Annotated in this window: 18 protein-coding genes; 12 read left to right on the top strand and 6 right to left on the bottom strand. The window is 66.1% G+C overall.

The features are described 5' to 3' along the window. Positions 1-14 precede the first annotated feature (14 nt). Positions 15-482, bottom strand: coding sequence for a DUF1203 domain-containing protein (locus K7G81_RS11465; protein ID WP_223030929.1), 468 nt, complete (start codon positions 480-482; stop codon positions 15-17). Next, entirely contained in the window at positions 479-1,519 is a 1,041-nt protein-coding gene (ada, locus tag K7G81_RS11460) for a bifunctional DNA-binding transcriptional regulator/O6-methylguanine-DNA methyltransferase Ada (RefSeq protein ID WP_223030928.1), read from the bottom strand. The genes K7G81_RS11465 and ada overlap by 4 nt, the downstream gene beginning before the upstream one ends. A 97-nt stretch (positions 1,520-1,616) precedes the next feature. On the opposite strand from ada, the gene K7G81_RS11455 reads away from it, so the two are divergent. From K7G81_RS11455 to K7G81_RS11415, 9 genes are all read left to right on the top strand, one after another. After that, positions 1,617-2,366 carry an energy transducer TonB gene (locus K7G81_RS11455; RefSeq protein WP_369412093.1) on the top strand — a complete coding sequence of 250 codons (750 nt, stop codon included), beginning with the start codon at positions 1,617-1,619 and terminating at the stop codon, positions 2,364-2,366. Between the two features lie 124 nt (positions 2,367-2,490). Beyond that, complete coding sequence (locus tag K7G81_RS11450; protein ID WP_223030927.1) at positions 2,491-3,045, top strand: F0F1 ATP synthase subunit delta; 555 nt, start codon at positions 2,491-2,493, stop codon at positions 3,043-3,045. 12 nt (positions 3,046-3,057) lie between these two features. Beyond that, entirely contained in the window at positions 3,058-4,587 is a 1,530-nt protein-coding gene (gene atpA, locus K7G81_RS11445; protein ID WP_223030926.1) for a F0F1 ATP synthase subunit alpha, read from the top strand. A gap of 85 nt (positions 4,588-4,672) precedes the next feature. Then, positions 4,673-5,542 (top strand): F0F1 ATP synthase subunit gamma, encoded by an 870-nt coding sequence (locus K7G81_RS11440; RefSeq protein WP_223030925.1) that lies wholly within the window; start codon positions 4,673-4,675, stop codon positions 5,540-5,542. Then, positions 5,542-6,207 carry a hypothetical protein gene (locus tag K7G81_RS11435; protein ID WP_223030924.1) on the top strand — a complete coding sequence of 222 codons (666 nt, stop codon included), beginning with the start codon at positions 5,542-5,544 and terminating at the stop codon, positions 6,205-6,207. Before K7G81_RS11440 ends, K7G81_RS11435 begins: the two co-directional genes overlap by 1 nt. A gap of 24 nt (positions 6,208-6,231) precedes the next feature. After that, positions 6,232-7,764, top strand: a complete 1,533-nt coding sequence (gene atpD, locus K7G81_RS11430) for a F0F1 ATP synthase subunit beta (RefSeq protein ID WP_223030923.1) — start codon at positions 6,232-6,234, stop codon at positions 7,762-7,764. Between the two features lie 120 nt (positions 7,765-7,884). Beyond that, a complete protein-coding gene (locus K7G81_RS11425; protein WP_223030922.1) occupies positions 7,885-8,142 on the top strand; it encodes an ATP synthase F1 subunit epsilon in 258 nt (85 codons plus the stop codon). Positions 8,143-8,243: 101 nt separating this feature from the next. After that, positions 8,244-9,254: a glycosyltransferase family 2 protein gene (locus K7G81_RS11420; protein WP_223030921.1), complete on the top strand. Its 1,011-nt coding sequence runs from the start codon at positions 8,244-8,246 to the stop codon at positions 9,252-9,254. Then, on the top strand, positions 9,251-10,921 hold the full coding sequence (locus K7G81_RS11415) for an ArnT family glycosyltransferase (protein ID WP_223030920.1): 1,671 nt from the start codon (positions 9,251-9,253) through the stop codon (positions 10,919-10,921). Before K7G81_RS11420 ends, K7G81_RS11415 begins: the two co-directional genes overlap by 4 nt. Here K7G81_RS11415 and K7G81_RS11410 read toward each other — a convergent pair. Both K7G81_RS11410 and K7G81_RS11405 read right to left on the bottom strand, forming a co-directional pair. Further along, on the bottom strand, positions 10,908-11,741 hold the full coding sequence (locus K7G81_RS11410) for a hypothetical protein (protein WP_223030919.1): 834 nt from the start codon (positions 11,739-11,741) through the stop codon (positions 10,908-10,910). The two genes, K7G81_RS11415 and K7G81_RS11410, sit on opposite strands and share 14 nt — an antisense overlap. A gap of 16 nt (positions 11,742-11,757) precedes the next feature. Next, complete coding sequence (locus K7G81_RS11405) at positions 11,758-12,408, bottom strand: O-methyltransferase (protein WP_223030918.1); 651 nt, start codon at positions 12,406-12,408, stop codon at positions 11,758-11,760. A 200-nt stretch (positions 12,409-12,608) separates the two neighbouring features. On the opposite strand from K7G81_RS11405, the gene K7G81_RS11400 reads away from it, so the two are divergent. After that, a complete protein-coding gene (locus tag K7G81_RS11400) occupies positions 12,609-14,156 on the top strand; it encodes a TadA family conjugal transfer-associated ATPase (protein WP_223030917.1) in 1,548 nt (515 codons plus the stop codon). A gap of 78 nt (positions 14,157-14,234) precedes the next feature. Further along, on the top strand, positions 14,235-15,419 hold the full coding sequence (locus tag K7G81_RS11395; RefSeq protein WP_223030916.1) for a retropepsin-like aspartic protease: 1,185 nt from the start codon (positions 14,235-14,237) through the stop codon (positions 15,417-15,419). A gap of 9 nt (positions 15,420-15,428) precedes the next feature. Here the strand turns inward: K7G81_RS11395 and K7G81_RS11390 are convergent, their stop codons facing one another. Together K7G81_RS11390 and phaR are read right to left on the bottom strand one after the other, a co-directional pair. After that, positions 15,429-15,620, bottom strand: coding sequence for a hypothetical protein (locus tag K7G81_RS11390; protein WP_223030915.1), 192 nt, complete (start codon positions 15,618-15,620; stop codon positions 15,429-15,431). A gap of 12 nt (positions 15,621-15,632) precedes the next feature. Next, positions 15,633-16,184, bottom strand: coding sequence for a polyhydroxyalkanoate synthesis repressor PhaR (gene phaR / locus K7G81_RS11385; RefSeq protein WP_223030914.1), 552 nt, complete (start codon positions 16,182-16,184; stop codon positions 15,633-15,635). A gap of 18 nt (positions 16,185-16,202) precedes the next feature. Between phaR and K7G81_RS11380 the strand changes: the two genes are divergently transcribed. Next, positions 16,203-17,270 (top strand): alpha/beta hydrolase, encoded by a 1,068-nt coding sequence (locus K7G81_RS11380; RefSeq protein WP_439649544.1) that lies wholly within the window; start codon positions 16,203-16,205, stop codon positions 17,268-17,270. The last annotated feature ends 5 nt before the right edge of the window (positions 17,271-17,275 follow it).

Here is a 17,275-nt window from a genome sequence, read left to right as displayed (position 1 = left end):
CGCTGGGGCGGTAATCAGCCGCGATCGACGCGGGCAGCGAAGCAGCCGCGCTTCGCGTTGTGGACGTGGAGATAGGCAACCAACGGATCGGCGAAGAACCCGTCGATTCGCGTCGCCAGATCGCCGCCGTCGAACACGTCGGCGTCGGTCATCATTCCCGCATCGTCGAACGCGCGGACCGAGAGCAGGCGGACGCGGAGCTGCTCGGGCACCCGATCGACGTAGCGCGCCGCGCGATCGGCGCCGTCGTGAACGAAGATCGCGTGGCGCGAGCGATACGGCGTCGCGACCGGCAGATGCTCGTAATTGACCAGCAGCACGTCGGCGCCCGGCTCGACATCCTCCAGCGTCACGCGGCAGGGGAAGCCGGGCCTGGCGTCGGCGCGCATGCGGAGCGCGCCCACGCGCGCCAGCGCCTCGTCGGACAGGCCATAGAGATGCTCGAACGGCGCCGGATCGAGCCCGGTGATGACGAAGCTCATTCATCCACTCCTTCACGATGGCGCAGCACGCGCTTGCGATCGAGGCCATAGGCATAGCCGCCGATGCCGCCGTCGCTGCGCTGGGCGCGGTGGCAGGGCACGATCACGGCGACCGGATTGGCGCCGCATGCGGTGCCCGCGGCGCGCACGGCCCTGGGATTGCCGGCGGCGGCGGCAAGATCGGCATAAGTGCGCGTCTCGCCCGGTGGGGTCTGACGAAGCGCCTGCCACACCGCCTCCTGGAACGCTGTGCCGCGGACATCGAGCGGCAGGTTCTGATCGCGCTCTGGCGATTCGACCTGCGCCACGACGCGCGCCGCCAGTTCGGTGAGCGCTGACCCGCCGGGTACGATCTCCGCCTTGGGAAAGCGCGCGCGCAAGGCCGCCTCGTCCTCGTCGAACGACACGCGGCACAGGCCCTTGTCGGTCGCGGCGACCAACAGCGGGCCGAGACTAGTGTCGGCGACCGCCCAGCGGATCGTCACCCCTGCCCCGCCCCGCGCCCACACGCTGGGGCTCATGCCGAGGCGGCGCGCGCCGCCTTCGTAAAAGCGGCTCGGCGCCGAATAGCCAGCCTCGTAGATCGCATCTGTAACATTCGCCTCCTGCTTCAGCGCTTCGGCGACCGCGCGCGCCTTGAGCCCGCGGGCATAAGCCGCCGGCGTCACCCCGGTCGCGCGCTTGAACAGGCGATGGAAATGATGCGGCGCGTAACCGACCGCGGCGGCAAGCGCGTCGAGCGACATCGCCTCTTCGGCCGCCTCGATCAGCGCCACCGCGCGCGCCACGGCGATGCGATCGCGGCCGATCTCGTCGGGCTTGCAGCGCAGGCAGGCGCGATAGCCCGCGGCACGCGCGACGGCGCCATCGGCATAGAAAAGCACGTTTTCGCGCCGGGGATGCCGCGCCGGGCAGCTTGGCTTGCAATAGATGCCGGTGGTCCGCACGGCGACGACGAAGCGGCCGTCATAGGCCCGGTCCCGCGCGGCGAAGGCGGCCCAGGCGCTATCGGCATCGATGGTGGCTGGATTGGTCATAACAACGATATAGATCGTGCGCCGCGCGGCCACATCCCGCGCGTTGCGTTCAAAGCAATGGCGTCTCGCGTGCGCCGCCTCTATACGGCTGGCCGCCGTGTCGTCCGCCATCCTCCAGCGTTCATCCTATCGCCAGCGTGCTTCGCTGAGGAGCCGGCTATCGGCGCTGGCGCTGGCGATCGTCGCGACGGTGATCGTCATCCTGCTGCTGATCGAGCTCGGCATCTTGCCGCCGCCGACGCCGCGCGACGTAAACCCGCTGCACATCTTCGATGTCACGCCGATGGTGCCGACGCCGGTCCGCACCGTGTCACGCACCGTCAAGCCGGCTGGATCGGCGCCGCCCAAGGCGAAGCCCAAGCCGCAACCGACCCCCGCCGCCGCGCCGGTCCCGACGCCGCCGACCTTCATCCAGATGGATTCGACCTCGTTCGCCGCGACCGACATCGGCAAGATGGCCCCGGCGCCGAGCGCCGATGCCGATGGCGCGGGCAGCGGCAAGGACAGCGTCGCCGCTTACGGCCCCGGCGAAGGCCCGGGCGGCGCGCCGCTTTATTATGCCGAATGGTATCGCGAGCCGACGCATGCCGAGCTTTCGACCTACATGCCCGCCAATGGCCCACCGACCGGCTATGCGCTGATCGCGTGCAAGACGGTGGCCGCCTATCATGTCGATAATTGCCGCGTGCTCGGCGAGACGCCGGGATCGGGCTTCGGCCGGGCGATGCGGCGCGCGGCGTGGCAATTCCTCGTCCGCCCCCCGCGCCAGGGCGGCAAGTCGCTGATCGGGTCATGGGTGCGGATTCGCATCGACTTCACGCCCTCGGGCGTTGCCACTTCGGGCTGATGTCCGCGCGCTTGCATCCAACTGACACCGATGCTAGCAGCGCGCACAACCCATCGGGGGCCGGGAACGGCCCTCTTTTCGTATGGGCCATATGTTTCGAAGCGATAACGGGGAAGACGATCGCGTGGAGGTTTCCAGCGGGATTCAGGCGAGTTTAGCGGGTCGTTACGCGACCGCTCTGTTCGAGCTCGCGCGCGATGCGAAGGCGATCGACACGGTCGAGGCGAGCCTTGCGACGCTGCGCCAGGCGCTCGATGATTCGGACGACTTCAAGCGGCTGACCACCAGCCCCTTGGTTTCGCGCGGCGACGCCACCAAGGCAGTCGAGGCGACCGCCAAATCGCTCAAGCTCGATGCGACCACGGCCAAGTTCCTCGGCGTGTTGGCCGAGAATCGCCGGCTCAACCAGCTTGCGCCGGTGATCCGCGCGTTCCGCCAGCTTTCGGCGGCGCATCGCGGCGAGACCAATGCCGAAATCATCTCGGCCTATCCGCTCTCCGACGATCAGGTCGCTGCGTTGAAGCAGCAGCTCCGCCAGCGCATCGGGCGTGACGTCGCGGTCGACTGTTCGGTCGATCCGTCGCTGCTCGGCGGGCTGGTCGTCCGTATCGGTTCCCAGATGATCGACAGCTCGATCAAGACACGTTTGGACTCCCTCGCGCATGCGATGAAAGGCTAAAAGGCTAACGCAATGGATATCCGCGCCGCAGAAATCTCCAAGGTCATCAAGGACCAGATCGCCAATTTCGGCACCGAGGCCCAGGTCTCCGAGACCGGCACCGTGCTGAGCGTGGGTGACGGCATCGCGCGCATCTACGGCCTCGACAACGTCCAGGCCGGCGAGATGGTCGAATTCGCCAACGGCATCCAGGGCATGGCGCTCAACCTTGAAGCCGATAACGTCGGCGTCGTGATCTTCGGCACCGACGCCGAGATCAAGGAAGGCGACACCGTCAAGCGCACCGGCACGATCGTCGACGTGCCAGTCGGCAAGGGCCTGCTCGGCCGCGTGGTCGACGGACTCGGCAACCCGATCGACGGCAAGGGCCCGATCGACGCTGCCGAGCGTCGCCGCGTCGAAGTGAAGGCGCCGGGTATCATCCCGAGGAAGTCGGTCCATGAGCCGGTGCAGACCGGCCTCAAGGCGATCGACGCGCTCGTTCCCGTCGGCCGCGGCCAGCGCGAGCTGATCATCGGCGACCGCCAGACCGGCAAGACCGCCGTCGCGATCGACGCCTTCATCAACCAGAAGGACGTCAACAAGGGCAACGACGAATCGAAGAAGCTCTATTGCATCTATGTCGCGGTCGGCCAGAAGCGCTCGACCGTCGCGCAGATCGTCCGCCAGCTCGAAGAGAATGGCGCGATGGAATATTCGATCGTGGTCGCCGCGACCGCGTCGGAGCCCGCGCCGCTGCAGTTCCTCGCGCCGTACACTGGCTGCACGATGGGCGAATATTTCCGCGACAATGGCATGCACGCCGTGATCGTCTATGACGACCTTTCCAAGCAGGCCGTTGCCTATCGTCAGATGTCGCTGCTGCTGCGCCGCCCGCCGGGCCGCGAAGCCTATCCGGGCGACGTGTTCTACCTCCACTCGCGCTTGCTGGAGCGCGCGGCGAAGATGAACGACGATCTCGGCGCCGGCTCGCTGACCGCGCTGCCGATCATCGAGACGCAGGCGGGCGACGTGTCGGCCTATATTCCGACCAACGTGATCTCGATCACCGACGGGCAGATCTTCCTCGAAACCGACCTGTTCTTCGCGGGTATCCGCCCCGCGATCAACGTCGGCCTGTCGGTCAGCCGCGTCGGCTCGGCCGCGCAGACCAAGGCGATGAAAAAGGTGTCGGGCTCGATCAAGCTCGAGCTCGCCCAGTATCGCGAAATGGCCGCGTTCGCGCAGTTCGGCTCGGACCTCGACGCGGCGACGCAGAAGCTGCTCAACCGCGGTGCGCGCCTGACCGAGCTCTTGAAGCAGCCGCAGTTCAACCCGATGCCCTTCGAGGAACAGACGGTGTCGATCTTCGCCGGCACCAATGGTTATCTCGATGCGATCCCGGTCGAGCGCGTCACCGGCTTCGAGGCCGCGATGCTGCAGGACATGCGCGCCAACCACGCCGATATCCTGAAGGACATTCGCGACAAGCGCGACCTGTCCGACGAGACCAAGGGCAAACTCAAGACCGCGCTCGACGCGTTCGCGAAGTCGTTTGCGTAAGTAGTAACCGTCACCCCGGTGCAAGCCGGGGTCTCCACCTGCAAGAGATGCCAGCCATCGCTGGCATGACGTTGATGGGAAAGACATGGCGAGCCTCAAGGCCCTGAAAATCCGCATCGGCTCGGTGAAGTCGACGCAGAAGATCACCAAGGCGATGCAGATGGTCGCCGCCGCCAAGCTGCGCCGTGCGCAGATGGCGGCCGAAGCCGGCCGCCCGTACGCCGAGCGGATCGAACAGGTCGTCGCCAGCCTCGCCGCGCGGGTGACGATCAGTGACCAGACGCCCAAGCTGCTCGCTGGCAACGGGCACGATTCGGTGCACCTGCTGATCGTTACCACGTCGGAGCGCGGGCTCGCCGGTGCGTTCAATTCGAACATCATCCGTGCCGCACGTCGCAAGGCCGACGAGCTGATCGCCGCCGGCAAGACGGTGAAAATCCTGACCGTCGGCAAGAAGGGCCGCGTGCTCAAGCGCTTCTATCCAAAGCACATTGCCGGCGACATCGACATGAGCGCGATCAAGAACGTCGCGTTCTCCGATGCGCAGAAGGTCGCCGACGAAGTGATCCAGCGCTTCGACAATGGCGAATTCGACGTTGCGCACCTGTTCTATGCCAAGTTCCAGTCGGCACTGGTGCAGGAACCGGTCGGCCAGCAGGTCATCCCGGTGCCGGTCGATCCCGACGCTGCCAAGACCGCCGGCGCGGTCGAATACGAGCCCGACGAGGAAACGATCCTCGCCGATCTGCTGCCGCGCAACCTGGCAGTGCAGATCTATCGCGCGCTGCTGGAGAACGCCGCATCCGAACAGGGCAGCCGCATGACCGCGATGGACAATGCGACGCGCAATGCCGGCGACATGATCAATCGCCTGACGATCGAATACAACCGGACCCGTCAGGCCGCGATTACCACCGAACTCGTCGAAATCATCTCTGGTGCGGAGGCCCTGTAATGCAGCTTCGTTCCGTCCTTCCCCTGATCGCGATCGCCGCGCTGGCCGCGTGCAGCAGCAAGCCGCAGGCCGCCGACAACGGCGCCGCCGCGGCGCCCGCAGGGATGAACGAGCAGCAGCGGGCGCAAGCCGAGCATCGCGCGCCCGACCCCGACACCGTGCTGCGGGAACGCTGGCAGGCACTCTTCGGCAATCCTGACAGGCTGATCGCCGCGCTCAACGACATGGGCTACAAGGTCGGTGGCTATACCGCCAGCGGATCGAGCTATGCGGCAATCGGCCAGAAGCAAACGCTGCCCGACGACGATCCCAATCCGCCAGCGACGGTGAAAACCAACGCCATCGTCGCCGGCGACGCCCCTAATGCTGTGAAGTCGATTATCTTCACGTTCGACACGCATGTGTCGGGCTCGCCCGATTCGGATAAAGTGCGCGACATCCTGGGCATGCCGCGCCAGATCATCAACGGCGTGCTGCAGCGCTTCGAGGTCAATGCCGGCGATCCGATCGTTGCCGCGCTCCAGCAGTTCAGCGGCGGGACAATCAGCCGCTACGGCAGCACCATCACCGTCGACAGCAAGCCGGGCGCATCCGCCGGCCGCTTCGCCGACCAGCATATCGTCGTGACCATCAGCCGGACCGGCGACGCCGGCTCGGGCAATTGAGATTGAAGGCGTAAGGAAACGATCATGGCAACCGCAGCCCCCACCACCGAAAAGCCCGCGCGCAAGCCGCGCGCCAAGAAGGCCGCGCCTGCCGGCGGCGACACCGCGACGCCAAAGGCGACCACCAACAATGTCGGCCGCGTCACCCAGGTGATCGGCGCCGTCGTCGACGTCACTTTCGAGGACCGCCTGCCTGCGATCCTGTCGGCGCTCGAGACCGACAACAACGGCAACCGCCTCGTCCTCGAGGTCGCGCAGCATCTCGGCGAGAACACGGTTCGCACGATCGCGATGGACGGCACCGACGGCCTGACCCGCGGCCAGACCGTAACCGACACCGGCTCGCAGATCCGCGTGCCGGTCGGCCCCAAGACGCTGGGCCGCATCATGAACGTGATCGGCGAGCCGATCGACGAGCTCGGCCCGATCGGCGCGACCGAAACCGCGCCGATCCACGCCGAGGCACCGAAGTTCGTCGACCAGTCGACCGAAAGCGCGATCCTGGTCACCGGCATCAAGGTGATCGATCTGCTCGCGCCCTACGCCAAGGGCGGCAAGATCGGCCTGTTCGGCGGCGCCGGCGTCGGCAAGACCGTGCTCATTCAGGAACTCATCAATAACATCGCCAAGGGCCATGGCGGCACCTCGGTGTTCGCCGGCGTCGGCGAGAGGACGCGTGAGGGCAACGACCTCTATCACGAGTTCCTCGATGCCGATGTCATCGCCAAGGATGCCGACGGCAAGGCGACCTCGGAGGGATCGAAGGTGGCGCTGGTCTACGGCCAGATGAACGAGCCGCCGGGCGCGCGTGCCCGCGTCGCCCTCTCCGGCCTGACCATCGCGGAATATTTCCGCGACCAGGAAGGCCAGGACGTGCTGTTCTTCGTCGACAACATCTTCCGCTTCACCCAGGCGGGCTCGGAAGTGTCGGCGCTGCTCGGCCGCATCCCGTCGGCGGTGGGCTATCAGCCGACGCTGTCGACCGACATGGGCGCGCTGCAGGAGCGGATCACCTCGACCAACAAGGGCTCGATCACCTCGGTGCAGGCGATCTACGTCCCCGCGGACGATTTGACCGATCCGGCACCGGCGACTTCGTTCGCGCACCTGGACGCGACCACGGTGTTGAGCCGCGCGATCTCGGAGCTCGGCATTTACCCGGCGGTCGATCCGCTCGATTCGACCAGCCGCGTGCTCGAGCCACGCGTCGTTGGCCAGGAGCATTACGAGACGGCGCGTGCCGTCCAGTCGATCCTGCAGAAGTACAAGAGCCTGCAGGACATCATCGCCATTCTCGGCATGGACGAACTCTCGGAAGACGACAAGCTGACGGTGGCGCGGGCGCGCAAGATCCAGCGCTTCCTCAGCCAGCCGTTCCACGTCGCCGAGGTGTTCACCGGCATCCCCGGCAAGTTCGTCGCGATCGAGGACACGATCAAGTCGTTCAAGGCGGTGGTCGACGGCGAATATGATCACCTGCCCGAAGCGGCCTTCTACATGGTCGGCGGCATCGACGAAGCCGTCGCCAAGGCCGAGAAGATGGCGCAGGAGGCGTAACAACCTAAAGCCCTCCCCTTCAGGGGAGGGTTGGGTGGGGGACGCGGGCGATGGTCTCGATGAGACACGCCCCACCCCCAACCCCTCCCCTGAAGGGGAGGGGCTTAGGAAGAAGAAACAATGCTGCATTTCGAACTCGTCACGCCTGAAAAGCTCGTCCGTTCGGAGGACGTGTACATGGTCGTCGTCCCCGGCACCGAGGGCGATTTCGGGGTGCTCGAGCAGCACATGCCGCTGATGTCGTCGATCCGCGACGACGCCGAACTCGCGATCTACCGCGAGGAAAAGGGCGCGCCGGAAATGCTCCGCATCCAAGGCGGCTTCGCCGAAGTGAGCGAGACCGGGCTGACGGTGCTGGCGGAGCGGATTGGAGGCTAAGGCGGAGGCGCCCAAGATTTACCGGGCGTTAAAGGCTTAGACTTAACAGCGGGTAACCACACCGACCGTCGTGCTACCACGGCGTCGCGAGCGGGGGGCCTGTGACTAAGCTGATCATCCAGATACCCTGTTTCAACGAAGCGGAGAGCCTGCCCGAAACGCTGGTCGCGCTGCCTCGACGCATTGCCGGGATCGATGCGATCGAGGTACTGGTGGTCGATGACGGCAGCAGCGACGACACCGCCGCCGTCGCTCGTCGCTTCGGGGTCGACCACATCGTCCATCATCGCCGTAATCGCGGGCTTGCAGCAGCCTTCCAAAGCGGGCTCGACGCCGCCCTCGCGGCCGGCGCCGATATCATCGTCAACACCGATGCCGACGGCCAATATGTCGGCGAGGACATTGCCCGTCTGGTCGCGCCGATCGTCTCGGGGGAGGCCGATATCGCGATCGGCGACCGCGGCGTTGCCGACAACGCCCATTTCCATCCCGTCAAGCGGCTGCTGCAGCGCCTCGGCAGCCACATCGTCCAGCGACTGTCCCGAACCGACCTGCGCGATGCCGTCAGCGGGTTCCGGGCGATCAGCCGCGATGCGGCGCAGCGGATCACGATCACCACCGAGTTCAGCTACACCACGGACATGCTGATCCAGGCCGGCCGCAAGCGCCTGCGGATCGTCAGCGTCCCGATCCGCACCAATCCCACGCTGCGGCCGTCACGCCTGTTCAAATCGATCCCGCAGTTCATCGCGCGCCAACTGGTGACGATGACTCGCGCCTATACGACCTATAACCCACTGCGTGCCTTCATCAGCGTCGGCCTGCTGCTGGCGGTGGCGGGCGCGCTGCCGATCCTGCGCTTCCTGTGGTTCTGGGCCGATGGCAACGGCAACGGCCATGTGCAATCGCTGGTGATCGGCGGTGCCTTACTGGTGCTTGGCGTCATCACCGGATTGCTGGGCATGCTCGCCGACCTGATCGGCGCCAACCGCAAGCTGCTTGAGGCCGCATTGCTGCACATCCGGCAACTCGACGAGCGCGTCGCCAGCCTCGAACGATCGGATGATCGGCTCGCCGCAAGAGCGGAACCGAGGCGCGCGAAACGGGCATGAAGATAGTGCACGCCGCCAGCGAGAGGGCGCCGCGCGCGCGCCTTGCGCTACCCCGCGACGCCACCTTCTGGATGGCTTGTGCGCTAGCATTAGCGCTGACGCTGCAATTCACGCTGGTCGTGCATCGATCGATCAACTGGGACGAATTCTGGTTCTACAGCCAAGTCGAAGACCTTGCCCGCGGGAGATTGGCCTGGCCGCTGCAGACGCTGCACACGCGTGTGTTTGCGTGGATTCTCGACGTGCCGGGCACCAACATCGATCGGATCGTCGCCGCGCGGATCGTCATGTTCTGCTGCGAATTGCTCACCAGCACGATCATTTTTTTCCTCGCCGGCCGGTTCACCGACCGCAAGGCCGGGCTGCTGTGCGCCTTGTGCTATGTTTCGACCGGCTTCGTCTTTCAGCACGGCTATGAGTTCCGCACTGATCCGATCACCGCGGCGCTGCTGATGAGCGCGCTGTGGCTGGTTATGATGGCACCCGCCAGATGGACGACAGCGGCGTTGATCGGACTGATCGTTGCCACCGCCGCGATGTTCACGATCAAAATCGTGCTCTATGCGCCTGCCTTTGCCGGCGCCGTCTGGTTGCATTGGCGCCGCGACGATCGATCTCGCGACTATCTCCTGAAAATCGGCGCATCCGGCATCGTCGCGATCCTCGCCTTTGCCGCGCTCTATTATCTGCATTCGCGCGGCATCGTCGCGGACGACAAGACCGGGGCCCGCAGCATCCTGGGCAATGCCGGCGGCGTGATGTTCAGCACGCTGCTCTATTATTGGATATTCGCGCTCAAGGAGTTGCTGATCTCGCCGGTCCAGTCGCTCCTCGTGCTGGCGACGCCGGTGATCCTGTGGCGGTCCGATCGACATTTCGACGAGAAACTCTGCCTGACGGGGCTCTGGCTGCCGATCACGACCCTGTTGTTCTACCACAACACGGCGCCTTATTATTATGCGTTCATGCTGGCGCCGGTGATGGTCGCGGCAAGCGTCGCCATCGCCGCGACCGCCGCGCGATTCGGCCCAACAATAGTCACCGCTTTCCTTGCCTTTGGCGCGCTGGTGATATGGGCGGGCGAACCACCGAGCCCGATCGACAAGCAGCGCACGCTGCTGCGTGCCGCCGAGACGATGTTCCCGACACCCGTCGCTTATTTTGATTTCTGCGCGCTGCTCGGGAGTTTTCCCAAGGCCAACATCTTCATGACGCCCTGGGGGATCGGCATCTACAAGGCGGGCGGCTCGCCCAGCGTCCGCGAAACGCTGGCAAGCCGGATGGTGCCGCTGATCGTCGCCGACGACCCGATGTACACGCGCGCGCTGGAAACCAACGCGGCGGCGCCGGAATTCCTTCCCGGCGATCTGGCCGCGATGCGCGCCAGCTACGTTCACTTCTGGGGTCCCTATTGGCTTGCCGGCAAGAACATCCCGGCCGGACAGCAGCCGGTGACTGTCGATCTTCTCGTGCCTGGGCCCTATACGCTGCGCAGCGCCGCGGCGACGATCGACGGCGTTCGCTATCGGCCGGGTGACATCGTCACCCTGCAGCGCGGCCGTCATGTGATCGCCGATCATCCGGGCGCCATCCGCCTGATCTGGGGCAGGCGCATCGTGATGCCGGCGCTCTCCGCACCGACCGAGCCCTATTTCACCGAGTTCTGATCCGGATCAGATAGGCGACCGCGCCGAACACGCCATCGCCGAGCAGCGTCACAGCGCGGAGCAGCAAGGCGAAGGCGAGCACTTCGCCGCCGCGATCCGCCGGGCCGGCCAAAGCCACCAGTATCGCCTCGCGGACGCCGATTCCGCCCGGCGCCAGTGGGACGAGAAAACCCGCGAGCCACGCGGCGAAGAACCAGCCCGTCCATCGTGCCGCCGTGGCCGCATCATGGCCTGATACCGCCAGGACGAACACCAGCGACGCGAAACCCAAGAAAAACAGCGCCTGGCCGAACAGCGGCGCACAGCTTTGCCGCCAGCGCAGGGCGAGCAGCGACAGGGTGGCGCCAAGCGCACACGCCGCGATCCCCAAGGCGTCCGCCCCTCCGCCTGCCCAGATGAAGCTTGCAGCCACGAAACCGGAGAACAGCACGTGCAGCGCGATTTCGGTCGCCGACGCGCGCGCCATCGCCGCCTGCCTCATGCCGAGCCTGCCGCCGAGCCATTGCCGCGAGGCATATTGCAGCACCGAGCCCGGGACATATTTGGCAATCACCGCACGGCCATAGACGGCGATGGCCTCTCGCAGACGCAGGGGCTGACGGTCGGCCGCCTGGCGGCACCATCCCCAGGCCAGTGCGGCAAGCAATGTCGCGTAGATCGGGGTGACAGCTTCACCGAGGATCAGCGTCAGCGGGCGTTCGGCGCCGGCCAGTTGCCGCCAATCCAGCGCCGCGAACCGCCGTCCGAGATAGACCAGGCTGACGAGCAACAAGCAGGCGCCGAGCCAGCGCGCGGCGCGTTGCAGGCGCCCCCTGCTCACCGATACGGGTCGCGCCTCAGCGTGAGAGAATGCTGGTGTGATCGGGATAGGGAACACAATAAGAGCGCCCGAAATAGCGACGTTCGATCAACCCCGAGGAGGCGATCGCGTCGCGATAGCGCGCTCGCCCCGTATCGTCGAACAGGATGATGCCGCCGAGTGTCAGACGCCGCTTCGCCTGGGCAAGGCACACGCCACGATCGCGACCGTCGATCACGATCAGATCGAACAAGCCGGGTACCGCGTCGATCGCATCGACATAGGCGGATGGATCGGCCGATCGGTCCCGCCACAGAATCTGCGCATTCCCGCAAGGCCGGGCGAGATCGCGGCATCGCTCGTACCAATCGGCGTCGTGCTCGACCGATACGACCGTCCCGGCTCGACGCGCGAGCCAGATCGTGCTGGCGCCGGCACCATATTCGAAGACGCGTGCCGCCGGACGGGCGCGGAGGAAGGCCTCGACGTCGCGTGTCGCACGAACGTTCCACCAGGGACAATCGAGCGCGACCATCCGCTGCGGATTATGAATCGCGAACAGCGACGCCGCCCAGCGGGCCCAGCCATAAGGCTGCCTGGCGGGCGCGTCGCGCAACAGGCCGCTGAACGGACCGACGCCGCCGAGCGCTTGCAAGACCGTCGAATAGGGTCGTTTGATTACCTGCATCCTGCCGATCCCCGTTTCTCGCGCGCATCAATACCACGACATCGCTTAGGATAGGTAAGGTTAACGAATAGCTGCCATCGCCATCCGCACCTTCCGGAGAGCCGGCGAATCTCAGAAATTATTAAAGTTTAGCACTTATTGACGAAACCCGACTTCCAGGAGAGCCGGCGCTGGTCGCGGGCAGCACAACGAGGGTTGGAATGGGTGCATTCGGGCGACGCAGTGGTACGGGGACCGGGGGCAGGCCGTCTTTCGGGGTGGCGCGGCCGATGCAGGGTGGGTTCGCCAAGGCGAACGAGCCCGATCATGCCGAGCAGTTCCCGCCGCTCACCGATTTGCCGCTACCGGGTGCAGAAGCCGAACCGGCGAGCGAGGCGGCGGCCCCTGCCTCCGCGGCGCCGATGGCGTCCTCGATGGACGCGCTGGCGCGGCTGGCCGAGCGGCAGGCAGCGTCGGGCGATGCCGGATCGAGCCGCGTCGAGGGCTTCGAGGCTTCGATCCACAAGATCAAGGAGCAGGTGCTGCCGCGGCTGCTCGAACGCGTCGATCCCGAAGCGGCTGCAACGCTCAACAAGGACGAACTGGCCGAGGAATTCCGGCCGATCATCGGCGAGGTGCTCGCCGAGCTGAAACTGACGCTCAACCGCCGCGAGCAGTTCGCGCTCGAAAAGGTGCTGGTCGACGAACTGCTGGGCCTCGGTCCGCTCGAGGAGTTGATCGCCGATCCCGACGTCAGCGACATCATGGTCAACGGCCCCGACCAGACCTACATCGAAAAAAAGGGCAAACTGCAGCTCGCGCAGATCCAGTTCCGCGACGAGGAGCACCTCTTCCAGATCGCGCAGCGCATTTGCAATTCGGTCGGCCGCCGCGTCGACCAGACCACGCCGCTGGCCGACGCGCGCCTGAAGGACGGTTCCCGCGTCAACGTGATCGTGCCGCCGTTGAGCCTCAAGGGCACCGCGATATCGATTCGTAAATTCTCGGCCAAGCCGATCACGCTCGACATGATGGCCAAGTTCGGATCGATGTCCGAGAAGATGGCGACCGCGCTGAAGATCGCGGGTGCCTGCCGGTTCAACGTCGTCATCTCGGGCGGCACCGGCTCGGGCAAGACGACGATGCTCAACGCGTTGTCGAAGATGATCGACCCCGGCGAACGCGTGCTGACGATCGAGGACGCGGCCGAATTGCGGCTGCAACAGCCGCACTGGCTGCCGCTCGAAACACGCCCCGCCAACTTGGAAGGGCAGGGCGAGATCACCATCCGCGATCTCGTCAAGAACGCGCTGCGTATGCGCCCGGATCGCATCATCCTCGGCGAAATTCGTGGCAGCGAGTGTTTCGACCTGCTCGCGGCAATGAACACCGGCCATGACGGCTCGATGGCGACGCTTCACTCCAACTCCCCGCGCGAATGCCTGGCGCGTATGGAGAACATGGTGATGATGTCCGACATCAAGGTGCCGAAGGAAGCGATCAGCCGCCAGATCGCCGATTCGGTCGACCTGATCGTCCAGGTGAAGCGCCTGCGCGACGGCTCGCGCCGCGTCACCAACATCACCGAGGTGATCGGCATGGAAGGGCCGGTGATCGTGACGCAGGAATTGTTCAAGTTCGAATATCTCGACGAGAGTTCGGACGGCAAGATCGTCGGCGAATATCGCGCGATGGGCTTGCGTCCCTATACGCTGGAAAAAGCGCGGCAATTCGGCTTCGATCAGGCGTTCCTCGAAGCATGCTTGTGATTTGGGGCGGCACCAGCCGCCTCACGAACATGTCCCGTTCATTTGCGGTTTGAGCGCGACCGGCTAGGGCAACGGGCGATGCGCGTCCTCGCCGCCCTGTTGCTCGTTCTCACCGCCGCCGCGCCGCCGCCGATCGCGCCGGGCGCCACCGCCCCGGTCAGCACGCTGCTGCCCGACAGCGCGAAACGCTGGGTGCCGTTCACGCTGACACCGGGCAATCAGGTGCGCTTCACCGCGACGCTCGACGGTGCGCCGGTCAGCGCGATCCTCGATACCGGGCTGAGTTTTTCGGTGCTGTCGCGCGATTTCGTGCGGCGCCTGCACATCAAGGTGACGCAGCGCGGCAGCGCCACGGTGATCGGCGGCGCGGTACCGATCGGCTGGGCGGCGATGAACACGATATCGCTTGGCGGCCTGACGCGGCGCGGCGGCGAGATCGCCGTCGCCGACGTGCCCGCACTGGCAGCCGGCGGCGCCGATGCGATCGACCTGCTGGTTGGCCCCGACCTGCTCGCGGGCTATGCGCTCGACATCGACTATCCGGCCCACCGTTTCCGCCTGATCCCCTCAGGCCAGTTGCCGTTTCGCGGCGAGAGCGCGCCGCTCACCACCTCGCCGATCACCAACATCTACCTGACCGACGGCAGCCTGGGCGGCCACGCGCTGCACCCGCTGGTGGTCGACACCGGCGACGGATCGATGCTGACGCTGTCGCACGCCGCCTGGGTCGCCGCCGAGCCCGCACCGCCGCCGATGACTAGCGCAATATCCTATGGGTTGGGCGGATCGGTGGTGATGGGGCTGGCGATCGTGCCGGCGCTGTCGCTAGGCGATCTCACCGCGCGCCAGATCGAGGTGCGGGTCGAGCCGCCGCGAGGGTTTTCGGATGCGGTCGGCGCCCAGGGGCGGATCGGCACCGGGCTGTTGCAGCGCTATCGCGTGCTGCTCGATCCCCGCGCAGGACGGATGGTATTCACTCCCGGACCCGACGCCGACCAGCCGCCGGTGCGATCGACCAGCGGGCTGCTGCTCGGGCTCGACAAGGATCGGTTGCGCGTCGTACACGTCATGCGCGGCAGCCCCGCGGCGGCGGCCGGCTGGCGATCGGGCGACCTGATCTGCAGCATCGACGGCAAGCCGATCCCGGCGGACTATGCCGACAGCGCCCTGTCCAGCTGGTCGACCGGCACGCCGGGGCGAACCGTGACGCTGGGCCTGTGCGACGGCGCGACGCGATCGCTGACGCTACAACAATTCTACTGACGTTGGCGCTCAGCCATGTGTGACGAACGCCGCGATCGCCGCTGCCGCGATCAGCGCGAGCATCTGCACGGTCGGCCAGTGCACCGGCCCGACGCGATCGAGATCACGCCGCCGCCGCCGTCGCCAGTCGGCAAGGCCGGCAACTATCGCGACCAGCAGGCACGCCGCCACGGCGTACCAGCCCGGACTGATCTGAGACATGGTCGATAGCCGCTACTTGGCGAGTTTTTCGATCTTTTCCTGCATCCGCGCCATCTCGGCCTTGAGCGCGGCGATCTCGTCGTCCTTCGAGGAAGCGGACGGTGCCGGCGCGGGTTTGCCGCCGTTCTTGAACGCCGCGGTCGCCGCCTCGAACATCTCCATGTTGCGCTTGGCGATCTCGGCGAAAGGCGAGTTGGCGAAGGCGCCCTCGACCGCCGACTTGAACTGCTCCTGATTGCGCCGGAAGCTTTCCATCGAGGCATCGAGATACCCCGGCACCATCGCCTGCATCGAATCGCCGTACATCGCGATCAGCTGGCGCAGGAAATTGACCGGCAGCATCGTCTGGCCGCGCGCTTCCTCTTCCATGATGATCTGGGTCAGCACGTTGTGGGTGATGTCAGTATCGGTCTTGGCATCGACGACCTTGAAGTCGCGGCCTTCGCGAATCATCGCGGCAAGATGATCGAGCGTGATGTAGGATGAGGTCTCGGTATTATAGAGACGACGGTTGGCGTATTTCTTGATGATTACCGAGCCGTCTTCCGCCTGCTGCTTCTTCATTGGGATTTGCCCCCGACCGTGATCGACCCCGCTCTACCATCGAAACATGATGCGCCGCAACACGGGCCGCGCCCGTTGCCGCTGTTCCTCGATATGCTGCGCAGCGAAACCGCCGAATCGCCCGATAGGCGCGCCAAGGCACTGGCCGGATTGGCCGCCTATCAACGTGTCGATCGCAGCGCAGCATGGCCGCGGCCTGCTGCGGCGCACCGAATCGGCCGCGCCGCGCTGATCGATTACGGCGGCGCGGGGCGGCCGGTGGTGTTCGTGCCCTCGCTGATCAACCCGCCGTTCGTGCTCGATCTCGCGCCCGGCCGCTCCCTGCTGCGCTGGCTGGCCGGCCAGGGCGTGCGCCCGCTGCTGCTCGATTGGGGGAGCCCGGCGCCGGACGAGCGCGGCCTCGATATCGCCGGGCATGTCGAGACGCTGCTGCTACCGCTCATCGCGCGGCTGGAAGAACCACCAGTGCTGGCGGGCTATTGCCTGGGCGGGACGATGGCGATCATGGCGGCGGCCGCGCGGCCGGTCGCCGGCGTGGCGCTGATCGCTGCGCCGTGGCGGTTCGGCGGCTTCGGGGCACATGCCCGCGCCGAGATCGCCGAACTGTGGGCGACCGCCGAGCCCTCATGCCGCGCGCTCGGGCTGGTGCCGATGGAGGTGCTGCAATCGGGTTTCTGGCGACTCGATCCGGCGCGCACCATCGCCAAATACGAAGCCTTCGCCGATCTCGATCCGGAGAGTGGCAAGGCACGCCAGTTCGTCGCGCTGGAGGATTGGGCCAATGCCGGCGCACCACTGACCTATGCCGCCGGCGCGCAGCTGTTCGACTTTTTCGAGCATGACGTGCCCGGCAACGGCGGCCTGAGCATGGCGGGACAGCGCGTCGACCCCGCTGCCCTGCCCTGCCCGGTGGTCGATTTCGTCTCGACCACCGACCGCATCGTACCCGCGACCAGCGCGGCGGGCGTCACGGACACACGTATGCTGGGCGCGGGCCATGTCGGCATGATCGTGGGCGGGCGCGCGCAAGCGCAGCTCTGGGAGCCGCTCGCCGGGTGGCTAAGCGCGCTCGACGCCCCTAGATAGGCGGC

It is taken from the genome of Hephaestia mangrovi (assembly GCF_019880555.1).
GTDB classification, from domain to species: Bacteria; Pseudomonadota; Alphaproteobacteria; order Sphingomonadales; family Sphingomonadaceae; genus Sphingomonas; species Sphingomonas mangrovi.
Note: the sequence above shows the minus strand (reverse complement) of the source record. Positions and strands in the feature narration are given on the sequence as shown.